Raw genomic sequence first — 16089 nt, 5'->3', positions numbered from 1 at the left:
TTAAATATCAGGCATCAACTGCTTGATGAGTACCGCCACTCCTGCGGCTAACCCACCCCCACCCACCGGCAGAAAAATATAATCGAGATGACCATTTTGCTGCAGCATCTCCATACCAATCGTTCCTTGACCTGCAATCACCAATGGGTGATCAAAAGGCGGCACAAAAGTATAGCCATGCTGAGCGGCTAATCGTTCCGCTTCTGCTTTCGCTTCATCAAAGTTATTGCCATGCAAAATCACCACGCCACCAAAGCCACGAACGGCTTCGACTTTAATATCTGGGGTGGTTTTGGGCATCACGATCGTGGTTTTAATGCCTAATTTAGTCCCAGATAACGCCATACCCTGCGCATGATTACCCGCGGAGGCAGCAATTACCCCAGCGTGTTTTTGCGCATCGGATAAGCTCGATACCATATTATAAGCACCGCGCAATTTAAATGAGTGCACGGGCTGACGGTCTTCTCGTTTTAACTGCACACGGTTTTGAATACGCGCCGATAGGCGCGGCATTGCTTGTAGTGGCGTCACTAACGCCACATCATAGACCGGTGCACGCAAAATTTGCCGTAAATACTCCGCGCCCGTTTGCTTACTGGCACTCATCCGCTAGCCCTCGAGTTTCGATTTATCTCGCACCGCGCCTTTATCGGCACTGGTCGCCATACTCGCGTAAGCCTTGAGAGCTAAAGAGACTTCACGCTGGCGATTCACGGGCTTCCAGCCACGCTTATCTTGCTCAGCTCGGCGTTCAGCCAGCTCCGCTTCTGAAACCTGCAAGCTAATCGAACGATTCGGAATATCAATCGCAATCATATCACCGGTATTGACCAAACCAATCGTGCCACCATTAGCGGCTTCAGGAGAGACATGGCCAATCGACAAGCCAGAAGTACCACCGGAAAAGCGGCCATCGGTCAATAACGCACAAGCCTTACCAAGCCCCATCGATTTAAGATAGGTGGTTGGATAAAGCATCTCTTGCATGCCTGGGCCACCTTTCGGACCTTCGTAGCGAATCACTACCACATCACCAGCTTTAACTTGGCCACCTAAAATACCTTCTACAGCGGTATCTTGGCTTTCAAACACAATCGCCGGTCCCGTGAAAGTGAGATTGTCTTCATCGACACCCGCGGTTTTCACAATACAACCGTCAAGGGCAATGTTGCCACGAAGCACCGCCAAACCACCATCTTGACTAAAGGCGTGGGCTTTACTGCGAATGCAGCCTGAGGTGCGATCATCGTCTAATCGATCCCAGCGACAAGATTGTGAAAATGCTTTGGTGGTACGAATACCAGCAGGACCAGCACGGAAAAAGTCGAGCACCGCTTGATCGTCAGTTTGCATGATGTCGTATTGCGCTAATTGCTGCTGCAAGGTCATCCCCAACACAGTATGGGTTTGATTATTGATCAATCCTGCGCGATCTAACTCGCCTAAAATTGCCATGACGCCTCCGGCGCGATGGACATCTTCCATGTGATATTTCTGGGTCGACGGTGCCACTTTACAGAGATGCGGCACTTGGCGTGACATGCGGTCAATATCCGTCATATCAAAATCAATCTCACCCTCTTGCGCCGCCGCTAAGAGGTGTAAAACCGTATTGGTAGAACCGCCCATGGCAATATCCAGCGCCATGGCATTTTCAAACGCCGCTTTATTAGCAATATTACGTGGCAACGCCGAGTGATCGTCTTGCTCGTAGTAACGCTTGGTCAGTTCGACAATCCGCTTGCCCGCATTGATAAATAACGCTTCGCGATCGGCATGAGTCGCCAGCATCGAACCATTACCAGGCTGTGAAAGCCCTAATGCTTCGGTTAAACAGTTCATGGAGTTAGCGGTAAACATGCCCGAACAAGAGCCGCAAGTTGGACAAGCCGAGCGCTCAATTTGCTGGCTTTGCTCATCAGAGACGGTCGGGTCTGCCCCTTGAATCATCGCATCGACCAAATCAAGCTTGATAATTTGATCGGACAATTTGGTTTTGCCCGCTTCCATCGGGCCGCCAGAGACAAAAATCACCGGAATATTTAAGCGCAGCGCCGCCATCATCATTCCTGGGGTTATTTTGTCACAGTTCGAGATACAGACCATGGCATCAGCACAGTGCGCATTAACCATGTACTCGACAGAGTCTGCAATCAGCTCGCGTGATGGCAGTGAATACAACATGCCGCCATGACCCATGGCGATACCATCATCCACCGCGATGGTATTAAATTCTTTGGCGATACCGCCGGCTTTTTCAATTTCACCTGCCACCAATTGCCCCATGTCTTTAAGATGCACATGGCCCGGTACAAACTGGGTAAACGAGTTGACCACCGCAATGATCGGCTTTCCAAAATCTTCTTCTTTAACTCCGGTCGCACGCCATAATGCGCGAGCGCCCGCCATATTACGACCATGAGTAGTGGTTGCTGAACGATACTTTGGCATTATCGGTTATCCCCTGACTGCTTCTCTGAGTACACATAATCCAACCAACCCCATTTATCTTCTGTGGTACCGTTGAATAAGCCAAAGTACGCCTCTTGCATCACTTTAGTGATTGGTCCGCGTTTACCTTCACCTACCGTAATTTGATCGACACTGCGTACTGGGACAATTTCCGCTGCCGTTCCGGTCATGAAAATTTCATCCGCCAAATACAGCGCCTCACGGGCAATATTCACTTCACGCACTTCGTAGCCCATGTCTTTGGCAAGGGTCATGATCGAATCGCGGGTAATGCCAGGCAGAATGGAGCTGGTCGTTGGCGGAGTCAGCAGTACGCCATTTTTGATCACAAAGATATTTTCGCCTGCACCTTCAGATAAATAGCCATCCACGCTTAAGGCAATACCTTCGGCATAGCCATGACGACGCGCTTCACCGCCAACAAGCAGGGAGGATAAGTAGTTACCACCCGCTTTAGCAGCGGTTGGAATGGTATTCGGCGCAGCGCGATGCCAACTAGAAACCATCGCATCAACGCCATTTTCTAGTGCTTCATCGCCTAAATAAGCACCCCAAGGGAAAGCTGCGATGATCAATTCCATCTCGGTATTCACAGGTGGACAAACGCCAAGTCCGACATTGCCCACAAAACCCAACGGGCGAATGTAAGCCGAATCAAGCTTATTAATCCGCAAGGTTTCGCGCGTTGCTTCCATGATTTCGTCAATCGTATAGGGAATTGGAAAGCGATAAATTTTTGCCGAATCTTTCAGACGCTGAGCATGCTCGCGATGACGGAAAACGATTGGGCCTTTTGGTGTGTTATAGCAACGCACGCCTTCAAATACCGAGGTACCGTAATGCATTGCATGGGTCAGGACATGAACATTAGCGTTTGCCCATGGCACCATTTCACCGTTAAACCAAATGTAATCTGCTGTTTTTGTTGCCATTGCTTGCCTTCCTTATGCACAAATCTTTTGTTGTAAATTGTTATTAGGGAGTTCGTCGAGGTTTAAAGGGGTAACGTCGACACTACGAATATCCCATAATTTTTCAATTTGGTTAACCAAAGTGCTGATCGGCCGATCGCTATCGACAATAATTTCAACACTGGCGACCTGACTAATATGGTTTTGGGTTGCCGCCACTTGTCTGATAGTAAAGCCGCGATGACGCACCACCCGCAGAACACGCTCTAATAGGACCGGTTTATCATCGGCTTTGATGTCTAATAAATATCTTTCCATTAGGTGTTCTCCAACATATCACTATTTGAGGCGCCGGGTGGTACCAACGGCCAAACATTTTCTTCTTCATCGATCAAAACATGCAATAAGTAAGCGGTTTTACTGGCCAGCATCTCTTGCAATGCTGGTTCCACTTGCTCTTTTTTGGTGATGGTCTTACCTGGGATACCGAAGGCTTGGGCCAGCATCACGAAGTCTGGGTTGTCATCCAAAATCGTTTCACTATGACGACCATCAAAAAACAGCGATTGCCATTGACGGACCATGCCTAAACGTTGGTTATCGAGTAACACCATTTTCACTGGGATTTGACGCCGCTTGAGCGTGCCGAGCTCCTGAACATTCATCATGAAAGAGCCATCACCAGAGATCAGAATAGATTGGTCGTCTGGACGAGCCACCGCTGCGCCCATTGACGCGGGTAGTCCAAAACCCATCGTGCCAAGGCCAGCCGAAGTAATGAAGTTTTGTGGCGCTCGGGGCTGAATATGCTGCGCTGCCCACATTTGATGCTGACCGACATCGGTGGAAACCATCGCACTATCAGGCATCATATCGGAGAGTTGCTTCAGTAGCAGTGGCGCAAAAATCATCTCGCCGGGATGGTCATAACGCCAAGTAAAATCGCAGCGTAAACTTTCACTGTAATCAGCCCATGATGAAATATCATGGTTTAACTCCAGTTGTGGAAGAATGCGATTAATATCGCCACGCAAAGCCGCATTGGCTCGGCGCAATTTATTAAATTCAGCGGCATCAATATCGATATGAATGACTTTCGCATGCGGTGCAAAAGTATCTAGCTTGCCGGTGACTCGGTCATCAAAACGCGCGCCAACCACAATCAATAAATCACTCTCTTGAACAACTAAGTTGGCGGCTTTGGTACCATGCATACCCAACATACCCAGATAATGCGGGTCATGCCGTTCTATCGTACCGAGCCCTTTTAAGGTACTCACTGAAGGCATAGGATTTAAACGCAAGAACTCACGCACTGTTGCTGTGGCTTTCGCCAATTGCACGCCACCACCCACATACAACACTGGACGCTGACTGGCCGACAATAGCTGCTGCGCTGCTTGCAATTGCTCAGGGCAAGCTTCCGGCATCGCTGGTGGTGTGAACACAGGAAACTCTGAACTTGGCGCTTGGGCTAACTGAACATCTTTCGCGATATCAACGATAACCGGACCTGGACGACCGGTTTTCGCCACCTCAAACGCTTCAGCCAGTGTCGCAGCCAATTCACCAATATCGGTCACCAGATAGCTGTGCTTGGTACAAGAGAGCGACATCCCTATCACATCCATCTCTTGGAAAGCGTCGGTACCTATGTGTGAGCTTGCTACTTGACCTGTGATCGCTACTAGAGGAACCGAATCCAGAAATGCATCCGCAAGGCCAGTGACTAAATTGGTCGCTCCAGGTCCCGAGGTTGCCATACAGACCGCCACGCTTTGGGTTGAGCGAGCCATACCAATCGCCGCCATCGCCGCCCCTTGCTCGTGGCGACAAAGGATATGCTCCACTCCGCCATCATACAGCGCATCATAAATAGGCATGATGGCACCACCAGGGTAACCAAAAACGGTTTTGATGCCCTGTTGCTGTAAGGCGGCAACGACAAGTTGTGCTCCCGTCATTGTACCCCTCCTAAAGCGCGCGTTGCGCCGTTAACATTGTTGTGTTTGCACTTCATGTGCCGCTCCCATTCTTCCTGTCCATATCTGGTTGGATAATCACCGATCAGATTGCACGATGTCGTTAGATAGTTGAAAAAAAACCCCCGAACTTCTCAGTGCGGGGGTCTTTTTAAATTTGTGTGTTATTTTGCGCCCACAAGCCCCCGCGCCGTCATAATAATGACCACGATCAGCAGGTTAATTAGTGCGTTAATGCGAGCGTTAAAATTCATAATAATCGTTCTATATGTTGCCGTACTGAGTACGTAATTGTTTGCAGTTCTAGTGGTAACACACATATCTGTTACATGACAAGCAAAAACTGATTATTTTTTCACACTCTCTTAAGCTTATTTGTGCGTCTTCTATCGAAATATCACCATTTTTATCCTCAGAACGCTGATTCTTCGCACGTTTTTCAGGCACATTGCCAGTAGAAGTCAACCTAACGATAAAGGGAAAAAATGGGCCTTGCGATTATTCATAGCCGAGCCAGTATTGGCGTCCAAGCACCAGAAGTCACTGTCGAAGTACACATCAGTAACGGCATGCCCGGCTTCACCTTAGTCGGCCTCCCCGAAACCACGGTGAAAGAATCCAAAGACCGAGTGCGCAGTGCGATCATTAACTCACGCTTCGAGTTTCCCGCTAAACGAATTACCGTTAACTTAGCACCTGCCGATCTCCCCAAGGAGGGAGGCCGGTTTGATTTACCCATCGCTCTGGGGATTTTAGCTGCGTCTGAACAAATACCTCACACTCATTTAGCCGCTTATGAGTTTATTGGTGAGCTGGCATTGTCGGGAGAAATCAGGCGCGTTAAGGGGGTTTTGCCCGCGGCATTGGCAGCGAATCATGCTCAACGCAGTTTGGTCGTACCGCAAGATAACGGCGATCAAGCGGCGTTAGTCGGTGAAAGCAACCATAAATCCGCACAAAACCTGTTAGAAGTTTGCGCGGATTTATGTGGTCAAAAAAACTTAACGCTCTTTCAAAGCGAACCGATTGTACAACCACCCGATCACTCTCGAGATCTACAAGATATTATTGGTCAACAACAAGGAAAACGAGCACTGGAAATTGCCGCAGCAGGGAATCATAACTTGCTATTTCTTGGCCCTCCGGGGACCGGGAAAACCATGCTCGCATCACGGCTGTGTGATTTACTACCAGAAATGAGCGAAGAGGAAGCGATGGAAACCGCCTCTGTCGCCTCGCTGACCCAGCAGGAGATCAATCAATACAACTGGAAACGTCGTCCTTTTCGGTCACCACACCACTCAAGCTCGATGGCAGCCTTAGTTGGCGGCGGTACGATTCCACGGCCAGGAGAAATCTCATTAGCCCATAACGGCCTATTGTTTCTCGACGAAATGCCTGAATTTGAACGAAAAGTGCTTGATTCACTCCGCGAGCCCCTTGAATCAGGAGAGATTATTATTTCACGCGCCCAAGGTAAAACTCGCTTTCCGGCACGCTTTCAACTGGTGGGCGCACTCAATCCTAGCCCTACTGGCTATTATGAGGGCAACCAAGCAAGGGTTAACCCGCAAGTGATCCTGCGCTATTTAAGTCGACTTTCTGGCCCTTTACTAGACCGATTTGATATGTCGATTGAAATTCCTGCGCTACCAAAAGGGACATTATCTCAAGGCGGTGATCGAGGAGAAACAACGGAGGTGGTACGGCAACGAGTACAGATCGCGCGCCAGCGAATGCTGGCGCGCAGTGGTAAGGTTAACGGGCTGCTGCAAAGTCGTGAGATTGATATTTTTTGCCCATTAGCTCGCTCGGATGCAGAGTTCTTAGAAGCGGCATTGCATCGCTTAGGCTTATCCGTCCGCGCTTATCACCGGATCATTAAAGTGGCACGGACTATCGCAGATTTAGAAGGCGTAGCCGATATTCAGCGGTCACATCTGGCGGAAGCGCTCGGCTATCGAGCAATGGATAGGCTACTCAAACAATTGGTTGCGCAGGCTGTTTGACCATGACTCAATAATCGGAAAATATGGCTAAATGACACCGTTGGGTTGTGTATAAAAAAATCATGCATGGCTCTTCAGCAATGCATGATTCGCTTGACCAACAACTATGTGAGATGCCTGAAAAACTATTGCGTTAATAAATAATTACTGTGTTAACAAATAGTTCACTAGCTCAAAATACTCATCAACGGTTTTGATACCCTGAGCTTGCACTAGGTAACGGTTGTTCACCACCACCGCAGGTACGCCAGTTAAACCGCTATCTTGGAACTGTTTATCAAAACGACGCACCATCGAATCGACCGCAAAACCATTGAACGCAGCATCAAACTTTGCTCCGTCGATACCTTCATCGGTGAATATTTGACGTAACTCTTGATCGTTTTTCGGTGCTTTACGTTGATTATGAATACGATTAAACATCACTGGTAACATTTGCTCTTCAACGTTTAAAGCCAGCATCGTCGCGTACGCTTTACTCATTGATTTGCCCATATTACCGCCCATGAAGGAGACGTGATTTTTTTGTAATCGGACCTCTGCTGGCAACTGCTCTTTAAGCTGTTTAATGATCGGCTCAAACGAGTAGCAATGCGGGCAGTAAAACGAAAAGTATTCGCTGACACTAGGCTGGCTAGCCTTGGGTAAATCAAGCACTTTGTAGTGCACTCCCTCTTTAAACTGAGCGGCATGAGCCGAAAGGCTTAAGATTAGGGTTGCAACCAGTGCAAACAGCTTTTTCATGATTAAACTCCATTATTCCTTTGATGAGGCAAGTTACCAATTTGGCATCAGTGATAGAGAAGGTTCTTCTAAGGCAGATAACTGCTCTTTAAACGCAAGCACTTGACCTTCCCAATATTTTGGATCATTGAACCATGGGAAAGCGAGTGGAAACGCCGGATCATGCCAGCGTTTAGCCAACCAGGCCATATAATGCACCATGCGTAGACCGCGCAATGGCTCAATAAGTTTCAATTGCTGGGGATTAAAATCACAAAACTCTTGATAACCTTCCAGCAAAATATCCAACTGAACAAGCTTATCCTGCCGATCGCCACTGAGCAGCATCCATAAATCTTGCACCGCAGGTCCATTACGCGCGTCATCTAAATCGACAAACATTGGCCCATCTCGCCATAAAATATTGCCGGGATGGCAATCACCATGCAGGCGAATAGGGCTCTGTGTGGGTTGCCAATATTGTTCGATACGCTCTATTAACAAATTGAGATCATTAAAAAAAGCATTTTGTAAATGTGATGGAATAAACGAAGCTTGTTCTAAGACCCGTTTCGGTTGATATAAATACTCTTCTAAACCTAAGCTCGGGCGATGAATAAAGGTTTTACTGCCCCCTATTTTATGGATTCGCCCTAAAAAACACCCCACCCACTCTAGCTGCTGCGGATTATCCACTTCAAACTGGCGTCCTCCCATGCTAGTAAACAGCGCAAAATAGTAACCTTGATAGTAATGTAAGCTGTTGCCATTGATCACTAAAGGGGGCGCTAATGGGATTTCTGCCGCGGCGAGTTCTAAAGCGAAATCGTGCTCCTCTTGGATTTGCTGCTCCGTCCAACGTTGTGGTCGATAGAACTTAACGACAAAACGTCGACTCTCTTCGTCAGTAAATTGATAGACTCGGTTTTCATAGCTATTGAGGGCTAAAAAACCTGATTCAGCACGCACGCCGATGCTTTCTAGTGCGTACCAAATTAAATCCGGTGTCAGTGCATCGAAATGAAAAGTCGCTTGCGTCATTGCATAAAGGAGATCATTACTGAGCCCCTTGCCATAGTGAGATCGTGTCAATCAGCTTATACCCAGGAAGAACCAAGGCATCGTTCGCTAATCCTTCGTTTATTCAGGCAAGATACCACGCGCACGTAGGATCGCCGTTTTAAAATCATCTTCGTAGTCTTTTTTAAGGCCTGGGATCACTTCATCTTTACTGCTATTACGCATTTTCAAATGATAAATCAGTACATCATCGGTTAACTCACTCAGATTACCTTGGTAACCAGCCTCTTGAGCTAATAATCCAATAAACTGGACCAAATTCAACTCAGACTGCTTGTGCCATTCTGGCTCTAATAAGGCTAATAACTCTTCAACACGATGGCATTTCATGCTCGTCTCCATATGGTTATGATGGTTTTTCACTAAAGGTAGCAAATTGCCTTCTGGCAAACAATCCAAAGGGGAAGGGTAAGCGAGTTAATCGGAGAGATAGCACCATCGGCGCAAGGTCAGTAGCCATGATGCCATCGATGAAAAAAACCGTGGCGAGCGACAAAAAAAGGGAGAGCAACAGACAAAAAAAAGCGCAGAAAATAAGCTGCGCTTTTTAACTTAAGCGGCCTGGACCACTTTTGTTTCATTCGATGCGATAAACGCACGTTGTTCGACAAGAGTCGGTGCAGACGCGATTTTTTTTGCAACCAATGCAGTAGTAAAACCACTACGACGGCGCATTGCACTACGGTTAGTGTGCGAAAACCTGACAGCTGTTGGGCGCATTAACTTACCTAACGGTCAGGCATATCCATTGCCAATGGTATAGCCTAAATAATTATGAGTTAATCTTTATCCAATGATGGCTAAAAAGTGGCTCATTCTGGCAGTGCCAATCCAAATAATTATTTAGGGATGACGATATGTTTGCATATCAATAATAGATTAGCACCAACTCAACCATTGATCGATAGTTAACCAACATTTTTACTAACAAAAAACCAACTTACACGTGTACGCTTAATGTGCGATAATCGAATAATAAATACATTAATGGGTAAAGAGACCATGGCAACAGATACTTATCCTTATAAAGAAGAGATCGCCAACACCATCAGCCACGCGATTGGCCTATTGATGGGGATTATTGGTTTGATTCTATTGCTCAATAAGGCACTGGCTTATGAGGCCGATCCGCTAACCATTACCAGTATGGCTCTGTATGGTAGTAGCATGATTGTGCTGTTTCTTGCCTCTACCTTGTACCATGCGGTTTCTGATCAAAAAATCAAACAGGGGTTGAAAGTTTTTGACCACTGCGCGATTTATCTGTTGATCGCTGGCAGTTATACACCTTTTTTATTGGTCAGCTTACGTACGCCTTTAGCGATAGGTTTAATGGTGATCATTTGGTCGATTGCGCTGGCGGGGATCATCATGAAAATCGCGTTCATGCAGCGCTTTAAACGCTTTTCGCTGTTTAGCTATTTGAGCATGGGCTGGTTATCGTTGATCGTGATTTATCAACTAACCGCTAATTTACCTTTAGGGGGCTTATTGCTGTTGGCATTAGGCGGGTTGATTTATTCATTGGGCGTTATTTTTTATGTTGCTAAGCGCATCCCTTACCATCATGCGATTTGGCATGTGTTTGTTTTGGTCGGCTGCGCTTGCCACTTTTTAGCGATTTATTTTTATGTGCCAGCATCATAAACACACAGCGAAGGATAGACTCCTCTACCGTCGCCAAAAAGCGGGAAAAAATAGCACTAAAATCGTCAATATTTCCAATCGCCCCATCAGCATACCAATACTGAGCAGCCACTTCGCCGCATCGGGTAACGGGGCAAAATTGCCACTTGGGCCAATCACATTGCCCATACCTGGACCCACATTCGCGACGGCCGTGATCGCTCCAGAAATACTGGTTACGGCATCCAACCCCATCGCCGATAACGCACCAGCAAGCAAAATAATGGTAATAAAAAATGCCAAACCAAAGGCGACGACGGAACGCACAATATCTTCGTTAACCGGCCGTTGATTATAGCGCTGTACAAACACACCCGACGGATGAACCAGTTTCAGCATTTGTTTATTGAGCAAGGCAAAGCCGATTTGAAAACGAAAGACTTTTATCCCCCCAGAGGTGGATCCCGAGCACGCCCCTGAGACCATCAAAAAAGCGAATAACGTCGCAGGGAAGGCCCCCCACGCCGTAAAATCATCCAGTCCAAATCCTGTGGTGGTCACTACCGAGACAATATTGAACATCGCCACGCGCAGTGCATCTAATAACGAGTAGCCATTATGTATGGTTAGCCATAACGCAATCACTAAACTGGTGATCATAAATAACAGGAAAAAGCCGCGTACTTGGGCATCTTGAATGACCGTTTGTAGGCTACGCTTACGAAGGGCGGCAATAAATAATAGGAAAGGCAACCCACCCAAAAACATAAACACGATCGCGACCCAGTGAGCCCCATGAGAAAAATGGTTCATTGAGCCATCAGAGGTTGAGTAACCACCGGTCGATAAAGTCGTGAACGCATGATTAATAGCATCAAACCATCCCATGCCCGTCAATAAGTAGCTGAGGATACACAGTCCGGTTAGCACCAAGTAAACCCCGACAATATTTTTCGCTACCGTTTTAGCGCGGGGGCTACTTTTATCAGACCAATCGGATGATTCAGTCTGGAACAGACGCATCCCGCCAACGTTAAGCATTGGCAATACTGCTACCGCCATGACGATAAAACCGACGCCGCCTAGCCATTGTAAAATGGAGCGCCAGAGTAGAATGCTCGGGGCCATAGAATCCAAGCCACTGAGCACCGTAGAACCCGTGGTAGTGAGACCTGACATGGTTTCAAAATAAGCGTCGGTAAAGCTGATGTGGTTGATGAACACAAACGGTAATGCCGCAAAGGCACTGGCAATCGTCCAAACCAAGCTGGTGATCAAAAACATATCTCGGGCATTCAGACGAAATACAGCGGAGCGGCCTATACTCAAACAAGCAAACGACGCAAGATGGGTGATCACTAGCGCTTGCGCAAAATCGATAAACCCTTCGGTGCCAGTAAAAAAGGCCACCAATGTCGGGACATACATAAATAGCGCTAGCTTTGACAGTACCAGCCCTACCACGAATAAAATCGGGCGTATATTCAACATAACGCCAAATACCTATAGTTACAGAAAGAATAGTTATAAAAAGAAGGGGCTTGGCTGGAATAAGCTTTCCACGTCAGGCACGTATTTTTTATCGACCAAGAACATCACCACGTGATCATCTTGTTCAATCACGGTGCGATCATGGGCAATCAGCACTTCTTCACCACGGACAATCGCTCCAATGGTCGTTCCCGGTGGCAAGCGTATTTCTCCCACCGTGCGTCCGACCACTTTAGAAGTAGTTTCATCACCGTGAGCAATCGCTTCAATCGCTTCTGCTGCGCCGCGCCGTAACGAAGAGACGTTGACAATGTCAGCACGACGCACATGGGTCAATAACGCCGAGATGGTCGCTTGTTGAGGCGAGATCGCCACATCAATTACCCCACCTTGCACTAAATCGACGTAAGCGCCACGCTGAATCAACACCATGACTTTTTTCGCGCCCATGCGTTTTGCTAGCATAGCGGACATAATATTGGTTTCATCTTCGTTGGTTAGGGCAATAAACACATCGACTTGATCGATATTTTCTTCGGATAATAGCTCTTGATCCGCCGCATCGCCACAAAATACAATCGTGTTTTCGAGCTCTTCAGACAGTTGCTCCGCCCGTTGATAATTACGCTCGATAAGTTTCACGCTATAGGTATGTTCTAAACGTTTGGCTAGACTCGCGCCAATATTACCGCCACCAACAATCATGATCCGTCGATACGGTTTTTCTAACCGTTGTAGCTCACTCATGACTGCACGAATGTGGTTGCTCGCAGCGACGAAAAAAACTTCATCGTCAGCTTCAATGATCGTCGTACCTTGCGGTCGAATCGGTCTACCTTGTCTAAAAATCGCCGCCACACGAGTATCAATATGTGGCATATGCTCGCGTAATGCCGATAATGCATTGCCCACTAACGGGCCACCATAATAGGCTTTCACTGCCACTAAGCTGACTTTTTCTTCGGCAAAACTGACTACCTGCAACGCACCGGGATACTGAACTAAACGCTCAATATAACTGGTTACCAGCTCTTCTGGAGCGATCAGATGATCAACGGGCACCGCGCCCGATTGAAACAGTGCCTCTTTTTCTAACAAGTACTCAGGAGAACGAATCCGCGCCACTCGATTTGGGGTGTTAAATAAAGTAAACGCGACTTGGCAGGCAGCCATATTCGTTTCATCTGTATTGGTCACGGCCACTAACATATCGGCATCTTGTGCACCCGCTTCACGTAGCACACTCGGATGGCTAGCATGGCCATTAATCACTCGCAAATCGTATTTATCTTGTAATTCACGCAACCGTTCGGGATTACGGTCAACAACGGTAATATCATTATTTTCGCCGACCAAGTTTTCTGCTAGCGTGCCACCGACCTGCCCTGCACCAAGAATGATGATTTTCATACCCTACTCTCTTGTCTTCACGTAATCCAACGGATGATATTTTGAACTCTGATGGTTTTAATCAACGCTCAACAACCATGATCGTCTATCTATGACTAGGCTTGCTTGCGCAACACCGCATAGTAGAAGCCGTCCATGTCCTGCTCACCAGGCAAAATTTGTCTGCCCGGCTGCTCGGGATCAGAGTCGATCAGCTGTGCCTTAGGCGTTCGCGCCAAGAAAGCTTTGATTTGCTGGCTGTTTTCTTGCGGAGTAATTGAGCAAGTTGCATACACTAACGTCCCGCCGATTTTAAGTTGCTTCCACATCGCATCGAGAATTTCACTCTGTAGCTCAGCTAAAGCCTCAATATCACTGGCGCGGCGTAACCATTTAATATCCGGATGACGACGAATCACTCCCGTTGCCGAACAAGGCGCATCCAGCAAGATACGATCAAACTGCTCACCTTGCCACCACTCTTCTGGGTAGCGTGCATCGCCGCAAATCACATCCGCGCGCAGTTGCAGACGTTCTAAATTATCGTAGACTCGCTCCAAACGTGCCGCATCGCTGTCGATCGCCACTACTTCAGTATCTTGAGTATGCTCTAAAATATGCGCTGTTTTTCCGCCCGGTGCCGCGCAGCAATCTAAAATCAGCTCACCATCTTGCGGTTGTAAATAATCTACCGCTAACTGAGCAGCGGCATCTTGCACTGACACCCAACCACGATCAAAACCGGGCAATAAAGTAACATCACACGGACTCGCGAGCTTAATCGCGTCTGCCGCCTGTGGATGTACGGTGTATTCGATCTGCTCATTATCAAGCAGCGCAAGGTATGCTTCACGGCTATGATGCTGGCGATTAACCCGCAGCCACATCGGTGCTTTACTATTGTTGGCTTCAATGATGGTTTGCCATTGCTGAGGATAAGCCTCTTGCAGCAGTTTCAATAACCAACTTGGGTGCGCATATAATCCTGCATTATGGCTAACAGCAAAAGCATCAAGGGCTTCTTGATCGCGTAAATAGCTGCGCAGTACGGCATTGATCAGACCACTTAAACTTGGACCACGCAAAGTTTTGGTGGCTTCCACCGTTTCCGCCACTGCGGCATGGGAAGGAATGCGCATAAAGCTCAACTGATACAGACCGACTAAGATCAGATGATGAAAGACGCGCTTTTTACCTTTTAATGGATTATCCATTAACTGGCCGGCTATCGACTCTAAACGGGGTAAATAACGTAATGCCCCGTAGCAAATTTCTTGTAATAAAGCATGATCGCGGGGACGGATGGTTTTTTGCGCCGCAGGCAAAGCGTGTGACAGAGAGTGGCCTTTATCGACCACTTGGAATAAAACATTGGCCGCAGCTGCGCGAACATTCATGAGTAATACCACATTAAAAAGAAAATCAATTAGGGCATCTCTGCCCTCGTAAAGGTTTAGCTAAGTTGGGTGCCCACCGCAAACCAACTGGCGCGAGCATTAAGAATATCCTGTACTGGCATGGCTTTTTTACCCGGCACTTGGATCTGCTCTAGCACTAACACACCACGACCTGTCGCCACATAAATGCCCGATTTATCCGCTTGAATAATGGTACCGGGGGCATGAGTAGACTCGCGCTCGTCGACACGACTTTGCCAGACTTTAATCGTGTTATCAGCGACATCAAAATGGCTGATCGGCCAAGGGTTAAAGGCTCGCACGCAACGTTCAATAAACGCCGCCTCTTGTGTCCAATCGATTTTCGCTTCTTCTTTACTCAGCTTCTGGGCGTAATTTGCCAAAGCATCATCTTGCTTTTCTGGGCTAAGTTGGCCTAAAGCTAATTTATCAAGGCAAGCAACCAAAGCCTGTGGGCCAAGCTCAGCTAATTTGTCATACATTGAAGCGCTGGTATCACTGGCTTCTATCGGTAAGCGAACGATACTCAGCATATCACCGGTATCTAAACCAACATCCATCTGCATGATGGTGACGCCAGTTTCACTGTCACCGGCCCAAATCGAGCGCTGAATCGGCGCTGCGCCACGCCAGCGAGGTAAAATTGAGCCATGAACATTGATACAACCCAATTTAGGGATATCGAGTACAGCTTTCGGTAATAACAAACCGTAAGCCACCACTACCATCACATCGGCATTAAGATCAGCCAAGGTCTGTTTTGCTTCGTCGCTTTTGAAATTCTCTGGCTGATACACAGGGATATTTTGCTCAAGCGCCATCTGTTTAACTGGGCTGGCGGTGAGTTTTTTACCGCGTCCGGCAGGTCGATCGGGCTGAGTATACACCGCGATAACCTCATGCTCCGAAGACAACAACGCCGCCAAGTGACGGGCGGCGAAATCCGGAGTTCCTGCAAACACAATACGTAATGATTGGTTCACGC

Annotated in this window: 14 protein-coding genes and 1 pseudogene; 2 read left to right on the top strand and 13 right to left on the bottom strand. The window is 47.6% G+C overall.

Annotated features, from left to right (window positions below; genetic code table 11):
• The 5 genes and pseudogenes from CAG60_RS12175 to ilvG form a co-directional block, all read right to left on the bottom strand.
• Positions 1 to 609: pseudogene (locus CAG60_RS12175) on the bottom strand (pyridoxal-phosphate dependent enzyme); the annotation flags it as partial.
• A 3-nt stretch (positions 610 to 612) separates the two neighbouring features.
• Positions 613 to 2454, bottom strand: a complete 1842-nt coding sequence (ilvD, locus tag CAG60_RS12170; RefSeq protein WP_161439026.1) for a dihydroxy-acid dehydratase — start codon at positions 2452 to 2454, stop codon at positions 613 to 615.
• Complete coding sequence (gene ilvE / locus CAG60_RS12165) at positions 2454 to 3407, bottom strand: branched-chain-amino-acid transaminase (RefSeq protein WP_161439025.1); 954 nt, start codon at positions 3405 to 3407, stop codon at positions 2454 to 2456. The genes ilvD and ilvE overlap by 1 nt, the downstream gene beginning before the upstream one ends.
• A 12-nt stretch (positions 3408 to 3419) precedes the next feature.
• Positions 3420 to 3704, bottom strand: coding sequence for an acetolactate synthase 2 small subunit (gene ilvM / locus CAG60_RS12160; RefSeq protein ID WP_004397591.1), 285 nt, complete (start codon positions 3702 to 3704; stop codon positions 3420 to 3422).
• Positions 3704 to 5350: an acetolactate synthase 2 catalytic subunit gene (ilvG, locus tag CAG60_RS12155; protein ID WP_161439024.1), complete on the bottom strand. Its 1647-nt coding sequence runs from the start codon at positions 5348 to 5350 to the stop codon at positions 3704 to 3706. The genes ilvM and ilvG overlap by 1 nt, the downstream gene beginning before the upstream one ends.
• Before the next feature lie 503 nt (positions 5351 to 5853).
• Here ilvG and CAG60_RS12150 point away from each other — a divergent pair.
• A complete protein-coding gene (locus tag CAG60_RS12150) occupies positions 5854 to 7377 on the top strand; it encodes a YifB family Mg chelatase-like AAA ATPase (RefSeq protein WP_158144523.1) in 1524 nt (507 codons plus the stop codon).
• A 144-nt stretch (positions 7378 to 7521) separates the two neighbouring features.
• Here CAG60_RS12150 and CAG60_RS12145 read toward each other — a convergent pair whose 3' ends face one another.
• The 4 genes from CAG60_RS12145 to CAG60_RS16535 all read right to left on the bottom strand — a co-directional run bounded on the left by CAG60_RS12145 (position 7522) and on the right by CAG60_RS16535 (position 9900).
• A complete protein-coding gene (locus CAG60_RS12145) occupies positions 7522 to 8121 on the bottom strand; it encodes a thiol:disulfide interchange protein DsbA/DsbL (RefSeq protein WP_040905802.1) in 600 nt (199 codons plus the stop codon).
• Between the two features lie 33 nt (positions 8122 to 8154).
• Complete coding sequence (locus tag CAG60_RS12140) at positions 8155 to 9141, bottom strand: serine/threonine protein kinase (protein ID WP_161439036.1); 987 nt, start codon at positions 9139 to 9141, stop codon at positions 8155 to 8157.
• Between the two features lie 99 nt (positions 9142 to 9240).
• On the bottom strand, positions 9241 to 9510 hold the full coding sequence (locus tag CAG60_RS12135) for a YihD family protein (protein WP_004397581.1): 270 nt from the start codon (positions 9508 to 9510) through the stop codon (positions 9241 to 9243).
• Positions 9511 to 9732: 222 nt separating this feature from the next.
• Positions 9733 to 9900 (bottom strand): hypothetical protein, encoded by a 168-nt coding sequence (locus CAG60_RS16535; protein ID WP_110168332.1) that lies wholly within the window; start codon positions 9898 to 9900, stop codon positions 9733 to 9735.
• 282 nt (positions 9901 to 10182) lie between these two features.
• Between CAG60_RS16535 and trhA the strand changes: the two genes are divergently transcribed.
• The gene (gene trhA, locus CAG60_RS12130; protein ID WP_040905819.1) at positions 10183 to 10827 is read left to right on the top strand and encodes a PAQR family membrane homeostasis protein TrhA; all 645 of its coding nucleotides are present in this window, start codon (positions 10183 to 10185) and stop codon (positions 10825 to 10827) included.
• 24 nt (positions 10828 to 10851) lie between these two features.
• On the opposite strand, the gene CAG60_RS12125 is transcribed toward trhA, so the two are convergent.
• The 4 genes from CAG60_RS12125 to fmt all read right to left on the bottom strand — a co-directional run bounded on the left by CAG60_RS12125 (position 10852) and on the right by fmt (position 16087).
• Positions 10852 to 12297 (bottom strand): TrkH family potassium uptake protein, encoded by a 1446-nt coding sequence (locus tag CAG60_RS12125; protein ID WP_004397575.1) that lies wholly within the window; start codon positions 12295 to 12297, stop codon positions 10852 to 10854.
• Between the two features lie 33 nt (positions 12298 to 12330).
• Positions 12331 to 13707, bottom strand: coding sequence for a Trk system potassium transporter TrkA (gene trkA, locus CAG60_RS12120; protein ID WP_004397573.1), 1377 nt, complete (start codon positions 13705 to 13707; stop codon positions 12331 to 12333).
• A 95-nt stretch (positions 13708 to 13802) separates the two neighbouring features.
• Positions 13803 to 15083 (bottom strand): 16S rRNA (cytosine(967)-C(5))-methyltransferase RsmB, encoded by a 1281-nt coding sequence (rsmB, locus tag CAG60_RS12115; protein ID WP_158137562.1) that lies wholly within the window; start codon positions 15081 to 15083, stop codon positions 13803 to 13805.
• A 56-nt stretch (positions 15084 to 15139) separates the two neighbouring features.
• Complete coding sequence (fmt, locus tag CAG60_RS12110; protein WP_161439023.1) at positions 15140 to 16087, bottom strand: methionyl-tRNA formyltransferase; 948 nt, start codon at positions 16085 to 16087, stop codon at positions 15140 to 15142.
• Positions 16088 to 16089: the final 2 nt, after the last annotated feature.

Source organism: Vibrio sp. V33_P6A3T137 (genome assembly GCF_009904835.1).
Lineage (GTDB): Bacteria > Pseudomonadota > Gammaproteobacteria > Enterobacterales > Vibrionaceae > Vibrio > Vibrio metschnikovii.
This window is presented reverse-complemented; position numbering and strand designations above follow the sequence as displayed.